Source organism: Derxia lacustris (assembly GCF_002105195.1).
Taxonomy (GTDB): domain Bacteria; phylum Pseudomonadota; class Gammaproteobacteria; order Burkholderiales; family Burkholderiaceae_E; genus Derxia; species Derxia lacustris.
Window position 1 is genome coordinate 147101 of record NZ_MUHU01000013.1, and the last position, 15608, is coordinate 162708.

At 66.9% G+C, this 15608-nt stretch carries 13 protein-coding genes; 7 read left to right on the top strand and 6 right to left on the bottom strand.

Translation table 11 applies throughout. The features are described from left to right. Positions 1-74 precede the first annotated feature (74 nt). From B9P64_RS13680 to B9P64_RS13695, 4 genes are read left to right on the top strand one after another with little or no spacing between them, the layout of a single operon-like run. Positions 75-1733 (top strand): flavin monoamine oxidase family protein, encoded by a 1659-nt coding sequence (locus B9P64_RS13680; RefSeq protein ID WP_176256840.1) that lies wholly within the window; start codon positions 75-77, stop codon positions 1731-1733. A 17-nt stretch (positions 1734-1750) separates the two neighbouring features. Further along, complete coding sequence (locus B9P64_RS13685; RefSeq protein ID WP_085316809.1) at positions 1751-3721, top strand: lipoxygenase family protein; 1971 nt, start codon at positions 1751-1753, stop codon at positions 3719-3721. 13 nt (positions 3722-3734) lie between these two features. Continuing rightward, entirely contained in the window at positions 3735-5762 is a 2028-nt protein-coding gene (locus B9P64_RS13690; RefSeq protein ID WP_085316810.1) for a thiamine pyrophosphate-binding protein, read from the top strand. A gap of 54 nt (positions 5763-5816) precedes the next feature. Continuing rightward, a complete protein-coding gene (locus tag B9P64_RS13695) occupies positions 5817-7604 on the top strand; it encodes a M61 family metallopeptidase (protein ID WP_085316811.1) in 1788 nt (595 codons plus the stop codon). Between the two features lie 40 nt (positions 7605-7644). On the opposite strand, the gene B9P64_RS13700 is transcribed toward B9P64_RS13695, so the two are convergent. The 6 genes from B9P64_RS13700 to flhD all read right to left on the bottom strand — a co-directional run bounded on the left by B9P64_RS13700 (position 7645) and on the right by flhD (position 11940). Next, positions 7645-8385, bottom strand: coding sequence for a protein phosphatase CheZ (locus tag B9P64_RS13700; protein ID WP_085316812.1), 741 nt, complete (start codon positions 8383-8385; stop codon positions 7645-7647). A 15-nt stretch (positions 8386-8400) separates the two neighbouring features. Next, positions 8401-8796, bottom strand: coding sequence for a chemotaxis response regulator CheY (gene cheY, locus B9P64_RS13705; protein WP_085316813.1), 396 nt, complete (start codon positions 8794-8796; stop codon positions 8401-8403). A gap of 110 nt (positions 8797-8906) precedes the next feature. After that, a complete protein-coding gene (motB, locus tag B9P64_RS13710) occupies positions 8907-9920 on the bottom strand; it encodes a flagellar motor protein MotB (protein WP_085316814.1) in 1014 nt (337 codons plus the stop codon). A 10-nt stretch (positions 9921-9930) separates the two neighbouring features. Beyond that, entirely contained in the window at positions 9931-10782 is an 852-nt protein-coding gene (gene motA / locus B9P64_RS13715) for a flagellar motor stator protein MotA (protein ID WP_085316815.1), read from the bottom strand. A gap of 161 nt (positions 10783-10943) precedes the next feature. Continuing rightward, the gene (flhC, locus tag B9P64_RS13720; RefSeq protein WP_085316816.1) at positions 10944-11537 is read right to left on the bottom strand and encodes a flagellar transcriptional regulator FlhC; all 594 of its coding nucleotides are present in this window, start codon (positions 11535-11537) and stop codon (positions 10944-10946) included. 67 nt (positions 11538-11604) lie between these two features. Next, complete coding sequence (flhD, locus tag B9P64_RS13725; RefSeq protein ID WP_085316817.1) at positions 11605-11940, bottom strand: flagellar transcriptional regulator FlhD; 336 nt, start codon at positions 11938-11940, stop codon at positions 11605-11607. 531 nt (positions 11941-12471) lie between these two features. Here flhD and B9P64_RS13730 point away from each other — a divergent pair. From B9P64_RS13730 to fliD, 3 genes are all read left to right on the top strand, one after another. Next, on the top strand, positions 12472-13332 hold the full coding sequence (locus B9P64_RS13730) for a flagellin N-terminal helical domain-containing protein (RefSeq protein ID WP_085316818.1): 861 nt from the start codon (positions 12472-12474) through the stop codon (positions 13330-13332). 133 nt (positions 13333-13465) lie between these two features. Then, positions 13466-13891, top strand: coding sequence for a flagellar protein FlaG (locus tag B9P64_RS13735; RefSeq protein ID WP_085316819.1), 426 nt, complete (start codon positions 13466-13468; stop codon positions 13889-13891). 36 nt (positions 13892-13927) lie between these two features. After that, a complete protein-coding gene (gene fliD / locus B9P64_RS13740; RefSeq protein ID WP_085316820.1) occupies positions 13928-15412 on the top strand; it encodes a flagellar filament capping protein FliD in 1485 nt (494 codons plus the stop codon). Positions 15413-15608 lie beyond the last annotated feature (196 nt).

A 15608-nucleotide genomic window follows, 5' to 3' on the forward strand; every position in this document is an offset into this window, starting at 1 on the left:
AGGCACTTGACAATCATCTGGCGGAAAAGCAATCGCAACGCGAAGCCGCCGGCCGGGCCGCTCCGCGCGCAGTGGTGGGGCGCACGCCCAAATCCGAACTGAGCATCGGCATCGTCGGTGGCGGGCAGGCCGGCATGTATGCCGCGCTGCTGCTCGATCAGCTCGGCATTCGCCATCACATCATCGAAGCGTCGGGCGAACGGGTCGGTGGCAGAGTGCTGACTCACTATTTCGACAATGCACCGCACCAATATGCCGAACTGGGCGCGATGCGCTTTCCGCACAGCGAATTGCAAAGCCGGCTGTTTTCGTTCTGGCAATACCTGAACGAAACTGCCGGATCGGTGGCGGGCGCGCGCGAAATCGTCGAGATTCCCTATGTGCTGTTCGACGCCAATCCGGCGGCCGATGCCGGCAATCTGCTCTGCTACAACGGCCGCACGCCGGTCACGCGCAATCTGGCCAAGGCCGACAATTCGCTGCTGGGCTTCGACCAGTTCTTCGTCGGCCCGGAATGGGACTATTTCAAGGCCGACGGCAAGCTCAAGCCCGCCCAGCAATTGCTCGACAGCGCGCTCGAACGCTTCAACGCGCTGCTCGAAGCCGAGGGCATCGACCGCGCCTGGGCCGAAATCCTCAAGTACAACGGCCATTCCGGGCGCTCCTACCTCATCGAGATCGGCGACGGCGTGCGGCCCTATCCCACGCCGATCGTCGATTACATGGAAACGGCGCTCACCTACACCGGCATGTACGGCCTGTCGTTCATCGAAATGCTGCTCGACCATTACAGCTTCGACGACACCTCGACCTGGTCGGCAATGGATGGCGGCACCGACCGCATTACCCAGGAAATGATCAATCGCATTCCGCGCGAGCGAATCACGCTGGGTGCCGAAGTATTCAAGCTGGAGGAAAGCGGCGGCAAGGCGGTGGTGCATTTCCGCAATGGCGCCGGCAGCCTGAGCCAGACGCTGACTTTCGACCGGGTCATCGTGACGCTGCCCTTCAATGTATTGCGCGGCATCGAAACGCCGGCGAGCTGGTCGGCCGGCAAGTACGAGGCGATCCGCATGCTCAAGATGACCAATGCGGTGAAGATCGCGCTGGGTTTCCGCAGCCGGTTCTGGGAACAGCCCGGCATTTATTCGAGCGGCATGCGCGGCGGCCAGAGCAATACCGATCTGCCGGTGCGCAGCGTGGTCTATCCGTCGTTCGGCATCGGCGAGCCGGGTCCGGCCTATCTGCTCGGCAGCTATTGCTGGGAAAACGATGCCGACAAGTTCTCGCATCTGAATGAATCGGCCATGTTCGATCTTGCGCTGCGCTCGGTCGTGCATCTGCATGGCGCAATTGCCGAGCAGGAATATCTCGGCCACGGCGCGGCGGTGGTGTGGAATCAGCGGCCGCTGGCCGGCGGCGGATTCGCCTATTTCGGTCCGGGCCAGTTCGGCGAGAAATTCCTGGCCGGCCGCGAACCCGAAGGTCTGTTCCATTTCGCGGGCGAGCATCTGGACATCGTCCATTACTGGATTGCCGGCTCCTACAACTCGGCATTCCGCACCGTGTGGGAAGCGCTGATTCTCGAAAACCTCGACAGCCGGGGCAATCTCGAAACGCTTTTCAGCGCGCTCGGCGGCGGCAAGATTTTCCCGTCGATGATTCCGCAATTCGGCCGTCATTCCCTGCCGGAAGCGCTTGCGCTTGCCGATTCCGTCCAATCCGCCGCCTGAACTTCCGGAGCCCGATCATGAGCAATTCGCATTCGACCGCCCCGCTGGCCAATTACTGGGCCCGCCTGCTCACCCCGGCCGGCGCGCCGGCCGCGCCGCGCGCCCGGCTGGCGGCGGCCGCCGCCGCCCTGCCCGGCTATGTCTTCCAGTACCTGGCCAGCGATCTGGCCTATGGCACGCCCGAGTACGCCGCCAGCGGCAGCTTTGCCGCCGTGCTGCCGCCCTGGCTCAACGACCTGTCCACGGTCACGCCCGACTGGCGCTGGACCGCCGCCGACAATGCAGCCAGCGCCGCCCGCGCGGCCCAGGGCAGCGCGCAGGACAGCTGGCTCCAGGCCAATGTGCCGGGCCAGACCTATTCGAGCGACGCCATCACCGCGATCCAGCAGCGCTATGCCAACGGCGTGCTCAGCCCCGAGGTGTTCGGCGCCAGCGCGGTCGCCACCATGACCGCCAACTGGGTGAACGACGACGCCGAATTCGCGCGCCAGCGCCTGGGCGGCGCCAATACCGACGTGATCGCCAAGTACCGCGGCAGCAACGATGCGCTGGCGGCCTGGCTCGGCGCCGCCGCCGGCAGCCACGACAGCGCCGCCCTGCTCGCCACGCTGCAGGCCGCCAACAGCGCCGGCACGCTGTTCGTCTGCGACTACGCACCGGTGCTCGGCAACGTGGCGCCGGCCGGGCTGGTGCGCAGCGGCCAGTACTTCGCCGCGCCGTTCGCGCTGTTCGCGGTGAGCGGCGGCGCGCTGCTGCCGCTCGCGATCCAGGTCGACTCGGTCGGCCGCGGCTATGTGTTCACGCCGCAGGACGATGCCAATGCCTGGCTGCTGGCCAAGCTGTGGGTCGGCAGCGCCGATGCGCAGTGGTGGTTCAGCGGCGCCCATCTGTTCAACACGCATACCGTGGTGATGCAGTTCGCCATCGCCGCCGCCGCGCTGGCCGAGGCCGGCACGCTGGCCGCGGACCATCCGGTGCTGGTGCTGCTCAAGCCGCATCTGGCCAAGGTGTTCGACATCAACACCGCCGTCTACAACCTCCAGGCCAGCGGCAGCGCCGGCGCCGGCATCTATCAGGCCGGCCAGTTCTGCGACCAGTTCCTGCCGACCGGCCGCATCGGGCTGTACCAGATCGTCAGCAACCTGTTCGCCGACTACAGCTTCGACGCCGCCGCCTTCGACAGCAGCCTCGCCGCGCGCCAGCTCGACACCGGCAACCTGCCGGTGCCCTTCCCCTATCGCGACGACGGCACGCCGTGGTGGAACGCCATCGCCAACTTCGTGTCGGGGGTGATCGAGGCCAGCTATGCCGACGACGCGGCGGTCGCCGCCGATGCGCCGCTCAACGCCTGGTTCGGCGCGGTGCAGGCCGCGTTCAACCATGACGGCGTGCCGCGCTACACCTGGACGCCGACCAAGGCCGGCCTCAAGCGCAGCGCCACCGTGCTGTTCCACATGGCTGCGGTGCAGCACACGGCGGTCAACAACAGCATGTTTCCGCACTGGGGCTATCTGCCCAACGGCGCCTTCGCGATGACCGCGCCGCCGCCCGCCGGCCCCGGCGTGACCGATGCCCAGCTGCTCGCGTCGCTGCCCGATCCGCAGGCCCAGACCGCCTACGGCGGCAACAGCTACTACGCCTGGCCGATCCAGAACCAGATCGACTTCGTGGTGGCCGGCACCTCGGCGGTGGACGATGTCGCGGCCGGCGACGGCAGCCTCGCCAGCCTCGACGCGGTGTATGCCGGCTTTGCCGCCGGCAGCGGTCAGGCGGCGGCGGTCGCCGCCTTCCAAGCCGCGCTGTGGGACGGCGCCGATTCGGCCAGCGCGCGCATTGCGCAGAACCAGTCCGCGCGCATCGCCGCCTTCCGCCAGGCCAATCCCTCGGCCGCCACGGTGCCCAACAGCGTCTCGTACTACTACCTGAGCCCGGCCGTCGCGCCGGCGATGAACCTGAACGCGCCCGTCATGAACGGCATCCAGATCTGAACCGGAGACCGTCATGCTCAAGAGCAATCTGCTGCCGCCACGCCTGTTCGAGCGCGAATTCCGCGCCGGCCGGCCGACCGGCAACACCGGCCGCGCGCGCCTGCAGGCGGCCGCGGCCAGCGCCACCGGCGAGACCGTCGCCACCTATCTCAACAAGCGGCTCGCCGAGATCGGCTGCAAGCATGTGTTCGCGATCCCGGGCGACTACATCGCGCCCTGGGTCGAGACGCTCGACGGCCCGGACAACGCCGGGCTGGTGCGGGTCCATCCCAACAACGAGATGGTCGCGGCCTATGCCGCCGACGGCTACGGCCGCGCCGCCAACGGCAGCACCGTCGGCTGCATGGCCTTCACCTACGGCGTGGGCGCCATGAATGCGCTCCAGGCCGTGGCCGGCGCGCATGTCGAATATGTGCCGGTGGTGCTCGTCAACGGCTCGCCGTCGCCGGCGCAGTTCAATTCGCAGCGCGACCAGGGTGTGCTGTGGCATCACATGTTCGACGGCTCGTACACCGATCTGCGGCTGTTCCGCGAGGTCACGGCGATGGCGGTGCGGCTCGACAATCCGGCCTATGCGCCCGACCTGATCGATGCCGCGCTGACCGCCTGCATCACCCAGAGCCGGCCGGTCTACATCGAGATCGCGGTGGGCATGGAGAACTACGACTGCCAGCCGGTCGCAAGCCGGCCACGGCTGAAGCCGGCGCCGCTGCCGCAATCGGCCAGCTCGCTCGACGAGGCGCTCGGCATGGTCATGCAGGTGCTGGTCGGCGCGAAGAGGCTGGTGGTGCTCGGCGGCGTCGAGATCGCGCGCGCCGGCCTGCAGGACGCCTTCGCCACGCTGGTGCAGAAGCTCGGCGCGCCCTATGTATCCGACCTGCTCGGCAAGAGCCTGCTGAGCGAGTACCGCGACGACATCAATTTCTCGGGCGTGTACAACGGCCGCAATTCGCAGCAGAACGTGCAGGACCTGATGCGCGGCGCCGACATCATCCTGGCGCTCGGCGTGCACGAGACCGACTTCAACTTCAGCGGCGTGGCCTCGACCGACTATGCGCCGGGCAGCGCGCCCGGCCTGCCGCTGCCGCTGGTCGGGCAGATCGAGGCGCGGCTCGGCGCGGTGCTCATCAACAGCACCGCCAGCCCCACGCTCGAAGGCGAGCTCTACTGGGGCGACATCCAGCTCGGCCCCTTCATCGCGGCGCTCACCCAGGCGGTCGCGGCGCTGCCCGGCGGCGCGCTGCCCAATGCCGCCGGCTTTCCGCGCCTGGTCGGCAGCCCCTGGGACATTCCGCCGCCGTCGAGCTTTGCGCCCGAGGCCCAGATCACCTGGGACAGCTTCAAGTCGGCGCTCCAGCACGACTATCTCGACAGCTTCGACGAGAGCCAGGCGCCGGCGCTGCTGGCCGACACCGGCGCCACCTTCTATTCGCTCAACAACCTCAAGGTGCCGCGCAACGGCTACATCGCCCAGCTGTCCTGGGGCGCCATCGGCTATTCGCCGGGCGCGATCGGCGGCGTGCAGCTGGCGTTGCGGGCGCGCGGCGACAACCGGCGCGTCATCAGCATCTCGGGCGACGGCGCCTTTGCCGAGAGCGTCAATGCGCTCGGCACGCTGGCCGAACTGGGCCTCGACTGCGTGGTGTTCGTGATGGCCAACGGCGTGTTCGCGATCGAGCAGTTCCTCATCAATCCGCAGGCCTTCGCGCCCGGCTCGGGCGTGCAGTTCAGCGCGCTGACCCAGGTCGCCCAGACCTCGCTGTGGAACTGGCGCGCGCTCGCCGCCGGCTTTGGCGGCGTGGGCTACGAAGTGACGACCAATGCCGAGTTGCAGCAGGTGCTGGCCGAACTGCGCGAGCGCCGGCCCGATCCGGTGCCGGCGCACGGCCCGTGCAGCGGCAGCGCCGCCGGCCCGGGCTGCTGCGACTTCGCGCCCGCCGCCGGCGTCCAGCCGCGCCGCTCCACCTTCACGCTGGTGGCGGTGCGCAATGTGTGCAACGACCTGCCGTCCAACATGCGCTGGAAGCTCCAGCAGTCCTGATCGCACCAGGCGCGGCGCGCTCGCCGCCGCGCGCCCTTCTGCCGGAGACCCGCCATGCCCATTCCCGTACCGGGCGCGCACTACGCCGTGCGCATCCATCCCGCCAACCATGAACTCGACATCGAGCTGCGCCTGACCGGCCCGGCCGCCAGCGGCCGCGTCCGGCTCGAAATCCCCAGCTGGGTGCCGGGCGACTACAGCTTCGACAGCTATGCGCGCGACCTCTTCGATCTGGTGGCGCAGGACGGCGCGACCGGCCGGCCGCTCGCGCTGCGGCGCGTCGGCTGGCAGGCCTTCGAGGTCGACGATGTCGAGGGCGATCTGCTGCTGCGCTATCGCGCCAGCGCCTGCGCGGTCGAGTTCGGCGAACCGGCCGGCATCGTCGACAGCGACTACGCCGTGCTGCTCGGCACGCGCTATCTGCATGTGCCGGCCTACGACGGCACGCTGGAGGTGAGCTATGCGCTGCCCGACGGCTGGGACATCCACCATCCGGCCGGCGCCCGGCGCAGCGGCACGCGCAGCTGGATCTATCCGAGCTACGAAATCCTGCTCGACACGCCGGTCGTGTTCGGCCATTTCACGCGCCTGGTGCGCACGGTCGCGGGCACCGACTTCTTTCTCGTGTTCGTCGACCGGGGCATCGGCTTTGCCGCCGGCGTCGAGCAGTTCGCCGACCGGCTGGCGGCGGTCGCGGCCGAATTCGGCCGCATGTTCGGCGGCTTTCCGTTCGAGAACTACAGCTTCGTGCTGACGCTCAATCCGCAGGCCGACTGGGGCCTCGAACACCTCACCAGCACCATGTGCGGCCTCGGGCCCGACGTGTTCATCCTGCCCGACCGCACCGCCAACGGCGTGCGCGTCTGCGCCCATGAACTCTTCCACGCCTGGAACGTGCGCCGGTTGCGGCCGGCGCCGCTCGGCCATCTGGCCTGCCGGCTCGAACACGGCGCCTTCACCGACGGCCTGTGGGTGGCCGAAGGCTTTACCCGCTACTACGAATTCCTCGCCTCGACCCGCGCCGGCGCCTACGACGTCGACCAGTTCTTCAGCGCCGTGGCCGGCTATCACAGCCATCTCACCGACCTGCCGGCCTACGGCCGGGTCAGCGCGACCGATTCCTCGCTCGCCACCTATCTCAACCACGCCAAGTATCCGGGCCGCTGCAACAGCGCCATCGACTACTACGACAAGGGCATGCTCATCGCGTTCGACGCCGATGTCGCGCTGCGGCTCGGCGGCGCCGGCCAGTCGCTCGACAGCGTCTTCGCCAGCTTCTATCGCGAGTTCGCCGGGCGTGGCGCCGGCTATGCCAGCGCCGACATCTACCGCCATTTCGACGCCGCGCTGCCGGGCCTGGGCGAGCGCATGGAAGCGGCGGCCGCCGCGCCGGGCGGACTGCGCACGCTCGACAGCCTGGAGCGGCTCGGCTTCCGGATCGTGCGCGCCGAGCAGTCGCGGCTCGGACTGCTGTTCCGCGACGGCATCAAGGCCGACATCGACGATGTGCTCGACGACAGCCCGGCCGGCCGCAGCGGCATCGCGCCCGGCGACCAGCTCCTCGCCATCGACGGCTACGCCTTTAGTCCGCAGGCGCTGCAATGGGTTGCAAGCCGGTTCGCGCCGGTACGACTCGATCTGCTGCGCGGCCATCGCCGGCTCAGCCTGAGCCTGACGCCCGAGCCGCACACGGTGGCGACCGGGCTGGTCTGGAACGGCGATGCAAGCCAGGCCGAACGCATCGCCGGCTGGCTCGCCAGTCCCGGCTTCGCGCCGGCACCGGGCCAGCCGTTCAGCCTCGACTTCTACGAAAACTTCCACGGCGTGGAAACCGTGGTGTGAACCCCGGGCCGGCGCGGCCGCCCGGGCGCGCGGCGCCGGCTCAGAAGCCCAGCGAATCCAGCAGCGAATCCACGTCTTCCTGGCCGTGCGCCACGTCGGTACGGGCCTTGTCGACCACCGGGCCTTCGAGGAACTCGGTCTTGGCCTTGGCGCGCTGCTCGGGCGGCGTGGTGTCGAGCAGCAGCTGCACCAGCTGGGTCTCGATGTTGTGCGCCAGATCGGCGATCTTCTTGATCATCTGGCCGGTGAGATCGTGGAAGTCCTGGGCCATCATGATTTCGGTCAGCCGCTGGCGCGAGTTCTCGCTGTGCGTCTGCACCGCCACCGCAAATTCGTGCGCCTCGGTGCGCAGGCTCGGCACCTGCATCGTGCCGAGCTTGGCCGCGATGGCGACCGCGTCGGCACCGAGCTGCTCCTCGGCCGCCATGCCTTCGTCCACGGCGCTCAGCACCCGGTCGGCCGCCTTGCCCGTGAGGTCGGCGATGTACGACAGCCGGGCTCGCGCATCGGGCAGCGCGCCCACGGCCGACTCGATGTTCTGGTCGTAGCCCAGTTCGCGCAGCGCATCGTGCAGCTTGCGCGTGAGCTGGCCGACGCGCACGAACACGTCATAGCTGTCGCCGTTCTCGCGCGGCGCCGGCGCGGGCTCCTCGGCGGCGGCCGCGCCGGCCGGCGCGCTGGCGGGCTGGGCCGGCGCGGCCGGCGTCTCGACCTTCATCTCGCCGCTGGCGATCGCGTCGAACAGGGAATCGATATCGGTATCCACATCGTGCGGTGACATGCGACTCTCCCTGGGTCAGGCCGTGGCCTGGAGTTTCTGGATGATCTTGAGGATCTTTTCTTCGAGGGTGGCCTTGGTGAAAGGCTTCACCACATAGCCGCTGGCGCCGCGCTGGGCCGCGAGGACGATGTCCTCCTTCTTGGCCTCGGCCGTCACCATCAGCACCGGAATGTGCTTGAGGGCGGCGTCCTCGCGGATGTTCTGCAGCAGGTCGAATCCGTTCATGTTCGGCATGTTGATGTCCGACACGACGAAGTCGAAGTTGCCGCCGCGCAGCTTGTTCAGCGCCACCGCGCCGTCCTCCGCTTCATCGACGTTGTTGTAGCCCAGTTCCTTCAGCAGGCCGCGGACGATCCGCCGCATCGTCGAGAAGTCATCGACGATGAGGAACCGCAGGTTTGTGTCGCTCATGTTCACTCCCAAGACAGGTGCTAATTCGGTTTCGGCACGGTGGGCGCCGACTTGACACCGGCGGCCGCGCAGAGAAGAGGCGGGTTAGTCCCGCTGTTCGGACGACGGCCTCAGCGCCGTTCGTTGCGGGCCGCGTTGCGCGCGGCCTGGTCGTTCAGGCGTTCGAGCGGCGACATCTGCCGCCCTCCCGCCGCCTGGCGGTCGATGGCTTCCTGCGCACCGTCCGCATCCGACACACTGGTCTGGTTCTGCTCGCGGTTGTACATGCGGTCCACCGCGACCTTGTTCATCACGATGATCGAGATGCGCCGGTTCATCGGGTCGAGCGGATCGTCGGGATTGAACGGCACCGACGACGCCAGACCGGCGATCCGCACGATGCGGTCGGGCGCGATGCCGCCGACCACCAGCTCGCGCCGCGAGGCGTTGGCGCGGTCCGACGACAGCTCCCAGTTGCTGTAGCCGCCGAGTCCGCCGGCATAGGGCGAGGCGTCGGTATGGCCGAGCAGCGTGATGCTCTGGTCGACATCGTTCAGCACCGGCCCGATCTCGCGCAGGATCTCGCTCATGTACGACTTCATCACCGCCTTGCCCGAGTCGAACATCGGCCGGTTCTTGTCGTCGACGATCTGGATCCGCAGGCCCTCGGGCGTGATGTCGATCTTCACCTGGTTCTTGAACTCGGCCAGGCGCGGATTGTTGCCGATGGCCGCCTCGAGGTCGGCGCGCAGCTTGTCCATCTTGGCCGCCTCGGCGCGCTCCAGCTCGCGCTTCTCCTTGTCGAGCTCGCGCTTCTTTTCCTGCGGCGACATGCCGCGCTTGACCTGCCCGGTCGACTTCGAAAGATCGGCGCCGCCACCCGGGATGACAGCGGTTGCATCGCCCGCGCCCGAGCCGCCCGCGTTCGCCACCTTGAGCGGATTGGCGAAGAAGTCGGAGATGCCCTGAAGCTCGGCCTGGGTCGTGGAACCCAGCAGCCACATCAGCAGGAAGAAGGCCATCATCGCGGTCACGAAGTCGGCATAGGCGATCTTCCACGCGCCCCCGTGATGGCCGCCCGCGACCTTCTTGATGCGCTTGACGACGATGGTCGGCTTGGCCTTGTTGCCACCGGCGGAACTCATCGCGGCCTCCTCACTTCTTCTTCACATGGCCTTCGAGCTCGGCGAAGGTCGGGCGCTCGGTCGAGTACAGCACCTTGCGTCCGAACTCGACCGCGATCTGCGGCGCATAACCGTTGAGGCTGGCCAGCAGCGTGACCTTCACGCACTGGTACTGCTTGCCCTCTTCGTCCACATAGGCCTCCATCAGCGTGGCGACCGGGCCGACGAAGCCGTAGGACATGAGAATCCCCATGAACGTCCCGACCAGCGCCGCGCCGATCGCATGCCCCAGCACCGCCGGCGGCTGGCCGACCAGACCCATGGTGTGCACCACGCCCAGCACCGCCGCCACGATGCCCATGGCCGGCAGGCCGTCCGACACCTTGGTGATGGCATGCGACGGCACCAGCGCCTCGTGGTGATGGGTCTCGATCTCGTTGTCCATCAGGTTCTCGATCTCCATCGGATTGAGATTGCCGGACACCATGAGCCGCAGGTAGTCGCAGATGAACTCGATCAGATGGTGATCGGCGAGCGCCTCGGGATACTTCTGGAACATCGGCGAGGCGTCGGGATTCTCGATGTCGGACTCGATCGACATCAGCCCTTCCTTGCGCACCTTGCCGAGGATGTCGTAGAGCAGCGCCAGCAGATTCATGTAGTGCTCCTTCGACAGCGCCACGCCCTTGAAGGCCGCCGGCACCGCCTTGAAGGTGGCTCCCAGATGCTTCTTCGGCGTGCCGACCACGAAGGCGCCGGCCGAGGCGCCGCCGATCACCAGCAGCTCGATGGGCTGCCACAGCACGCCCAGATGGCCGCCCGACAGCGCGAAGCCGCCGACGACGCAGCCGATGATGATCACGTATCCAACGATGATGAACATGATGAAGCCCGTTATTCGGGTGGAACGGTGCCGCGCGCGAGCATGAAAAAACGGCGCCGGCTTGCATCAAGCAACGGCGCCGTCGGGCGGAAGGAAAGGCCGGGGTAATGGGCAGTCAGGCGGGTTCCAGGACCGGTGTTCCTTGCATTGGCCTGAGGGGCTCAGGCCTCGATCTCGTCATCGGGCAGCGGCAGCTCCACGCCCTGGGCGCGGGCCTGCTCGCGCTGGCGCGCGGTGCGCGCCGCCACGGTCTTGCCGGCGCGCGCCGGCGGATTGCACAGACCGCAGACATAGCCGTCGGTCAGGTCGTAGGCATGCACCACGAAATGCCCGGCGCACTTGGTGCAGCCGGTCAGCCGCAGCATGCCGGCATCGACGAACTTGGTCAGGCGCCAGGCCCGGGTGATGGAGAGCACGCGCTCAAGGTTCTTGGCCTCGATCTGTTCGAGGTACAGACGATAGGCCTTGATGACGGCATCGATCGGATCGATGTCGGTCGCCTTGTTGAGGTACTCGTACAGGTTCAGGAACAGCGAGCTGTGGATGTTCGGCTGCCAGGTCATGAACCAGTCGGTGCTGAAGGGCAGCATGCCCTTCGGCGGCGACTTGCCTTCCACTTCCTTGTAGAGCTTGAGCAGCCGCTCGTACGACAGCTTGGTCTCGGACTCCAGCACTTGCAGCCGGGCACCGAGCTTGATGAGCTCGACCGCGCGCTGCACGTCGCGTGAATCGCCGATGATGCTTTTCCTGGTCATGTTCTTTCCCTCCTGATTGGGCTCTTCGTGGGAGCGCGTTTCCGCGCGTTCCGGCGGCCTGCGGGAATTACTGGCGCGAGGTGGCTTCGGCGAAGTTCGACGCCATCACGATGCTGGCGTGCAGCGCATGGGCGCTGTCTTCGGTGGCGGCCGGCTTGTTGTGGCTGGTGAGCAGGTTCCAGACCATTTCGTCGTCGAAGCGGAAGCGCGACATCAGGGTGGCACCGCTTGCAACCTTGAGCATTTGCGCGGGCGTCAGCGAGTCGATCACGCCGGCCACGTCCTCGGAGATGCCGAGGCGGTAGAGCGCCTGGGCCTTGTCGGCACGAATCAGATGCTGGGCCAGCATCATGTACGAGAGGTTCACTTCGCGAATCTCTTGCATCAGTTGTTCGGTGTTCATGCTGATCTCCTCGATGAAACAAACACGAAGGTGACGGCGTTTGCCGCGTTGCGTGCGCTGTGTGAATCGCACTTCCATGGGTACGCATTGTCGGCAGCGAAACATTGGACATGAATCCGAAACGCGCTGTATCGCGTGTACGAATCGGCTGGCGCCGGCGTGTAGGAAGTTGCCTTACACGCCGGGCCGACCACCGCTGCGCTGCCCTTGCTCCCAGCTACGGCCGATGGCACGGCGTCTTGAGGGCTGATCGCTCGAAAAGCTGTGCGAAATTTCTCGATTCCGCCGGCAGGGCGCCGGCGGCCCTGAAAGCGGTGCTGTCTTGCAAGACAGTCAGGCCGCACGAGTGCTGTTTTATGTGATTTTCATCACACATTTCTCGCTCAAGTTCTGGCGCTTTTGCCGCTTTGCAGGAGCGGACTGCGGCTCCCGCTTGTCGCTGGCTCTCAAGTTTCGGGGCCGGGCCACGTTAACTGGCTCATCGGCACACAACATCAACGTGCCCCAGACCAATCCCCAAGGGAGCCAGCCATGCCCGCAGTCATCAATACCAACGTCGCCTCGCTCAGCGCCCAGCGTTATCTGAGCAGCTCGCAGATGTCGCTGAACACCTCGCTGCAACGTCTGTCGTCGGGTCTGCGCGTCAACAGCTCGAAGGACGACGCGGCCGGCCTGGCGATCGCCGACCGGATGGATTCGCAAGTGCGCGGCCTGACCGTCGCCACCCGCAATGCCAACGATGCGATCTCGCTGTCGCAGACGGCGGAAGGCGCGCTCGGCCAGATCGGCGACTCGCTGCAACGCATGCGTGAACTGGCGGTGCAGTCGGCCAACACGACCAACTCGTCGAGCGACCGCGACAGCCTGCAAGCCGAGTTCACGCAGCTGTCGAACGAAATCGACCGCGTGATCAAGAACACCAACTTCAACGGCACGGCCATCCTGCAGTACTCGGGCAGCATGGACTTCCAGGTCGGCGCGTCGACCGCGACCGACAACCAGGTCAGCATCACCTTCACCAGCGCCTTCTCGGCCCTGGGCGCGGTGTCGGGCATTGCCACCAGCGCCAGCGCCGGCCCCACCGGCGCCGCGATCTCGGGCGTGAGCGGCAACCTGGCCCTGAGCGCGATCAGCGCGATCGACGATGCGATCTCCGCCGTGAGCACGCAGCGCGCCACCTTCGGTGCGGCGCAAAACCGCTTCCAGGCCGTCATCAACACGCTCGCCGTGTCGAAGGAAAACCTGTCGGCCTCGCGCAGCCGGATCATGGATGCGGACTACGCCTCGGAAACCGCCAACCTGACCCGCGCGCAGATCCTGCAACAGGCCGGTACCGCGATGCTGGCCCAGGCGAACTCGGCGCCGAACTCGGTCATGAGCCTGCTGCGCTGATGATCGCGCGACGACCCGGCGGTAATCGCCGCCGGGGTCACTCCCCTCGCGCGAATGGCCGGTTCGGGATGGTTCGCGAGAACCGTCCCTGTTCGACCATCCAGCGTCACTCTCTCAAGGCAAGGTGAACGCCATGATTCGCGTCGCCAACGACAGCAGTACCGCAGCGGCACTCGATGTCGCGGCCACCGGGCAGCGGCCGACCGGCCAGGCCCGGGCCGCCCGCGACAGCGCCAGCAGCGCCCCGGCCGAAGCCACCGACAAGGCGGCCGCGACCGAGAAGACCAAGGCTTCGGCCAAGGCCAAACCCGAGGACGTGCAGGACGCGGTCAAGAAGCTCAACCAGTCGCTGGAAGACAGCAACCGGCAGGTGCGCTTCGAGATCGATCCTTCAAGTTCCCGGGTAATCACAAAGATCGTCGACACATCGACCAAGGAAGTCCTGCGGCAAATTCCGTCCGAAGAAGTACTGCGGATGGCAGAAGCGCTGAAGGGCAAGGACAGCTCGTCCTCCTCCAGCGGCAGCAGCGACATTCCGCTGGTACGCACGCGCGCCTGACGGCGCTCAAGCAAGGCTTTTGGAAGGGTGGGAAGCATGGCGACCGGAACGATTTCGAGTGCCGGCATTGGCTCGGGCCTGGATGTGGCGAGCCTCGTGTCGGGGCTGATGCAGACCGAACAGCAACCGCTGAACAACCTCAAGTCCCAGGCTTCTTCCTTCCAGTCCAAGCTCTCGGCCTATGGTCAGATTTCATCGAAGCTCTCGGCGCTGCAAACCGCCGCGCGCGAGATGAAGCGGCCGTCGGATCTGGTGTCGCTGAGCGGCAGCGTGGCCGATACCAGCATCGCCGCGGTAACGGTCGACAGCGCCGCCGTGGCCGGCGACTACAGCCTGGAAGTGAGCCAGCTGGCGCGCGCCCAGCGCACGGCGAGCGCGCCGTTTGCGAGCAGCAGCACCAGCATCGCGACCGGCGCCGGCAGCCTGCACATCGAGTTCGGCAGCTATACCGCCACCGATGTGCTCAACGGCGACGGCAGCGTGAAGACGCCGGCCAACACATTCACCACCAATGCCGACCGCGCCGCGATCGACGTGGCGATTCCGGCCGACCAGATGACGCCGATCGGCATCCGCAATGCGATCAATGCCAGCAAGCAGGGCGTGACCGCCAGCCTCATCAACGACGCCAACGGCACCCGTCTGGTCATCAGCAACGACCAGACCGGCGAGAAGCAGGCGATGAAGATCACCGCCACCGATCCGGACGGCGACAACACCGACGCGAACGGCCTGTCGGCCCTCGCCTACGATCCGACCGCTGCCGCCGGCAGCGGCAAGAACGCCACCCTGATGGCCGCCGCGCAGAACGCCAAGTTCACGCTCGACGGCATGGACATGAGCGCCGCCACCAACTCGGTGACCGACGTGGTCGACGGCGTGACGCTGACGCTGTCGGGCACCAACGTGGGCAAGCCCACCACGCTGTCGGTGAGCCAGGACTCGGGCACGGTGCTCAAGTCGATCAACGCGATCATCGACGCCTACAACTCGGCCAACTCGACGATGCGCAGCCTGACGGCCTACAACGCCGGCACCAAGACGGCGTCGGCCCTGACCGGCGATTCGGCGGTGCGCGGCATCCAGCAGCAGCTGCGCAGCACCTTCACCACGGCCTTCGGCAGCGGCTCGATGCAAAGGCTTGCAGACGCCGGCATCACCTTCCAGACCGACGGCAGCCTCAAGCTCGACAGCACCAAGTTCGACACCGCATTCAAGAACAACCGGGATGCTGTCGTAGGACTGTTCACGCAGGACGCGAGCGGCACGGCGGCCAAGGGACTGGGCGGCGCGCTCGATGAAACCATCGCCTCGATCACCGGCAGCAGCGGCGTGCTCAGCGCACGCACCGACGGGCTCAACGCCAGCCTCAAGCGCAACAGTTCGCGCCAGGACGCCGAGAACACCCGGCTGGCGATGGTTCAGGCGGCCTACCAGAACCAGTTCAACAAGCTGGACACCATCGTCTCGCAGAACAACTCGACGCTGTCCTACCTCACGACCCAGCTCGCGAAGCTCTGATCAGCGCCAGCGGCAAGGGCCAATTCGCTTTCACCAAGGGTCGGCGCACACCTCATGTTCTGGCCGCGCCGGCCGTGATTAACGTCAGTCAGAACGGGAGAATCCCGCATGTTTTCCAGCGCGAACCGCAGCAGCAACTACGCGACCGTGAGCCTTGAAAGCCGCGTGCTCGGCGCCAACCCGATCGGCCTGGTCG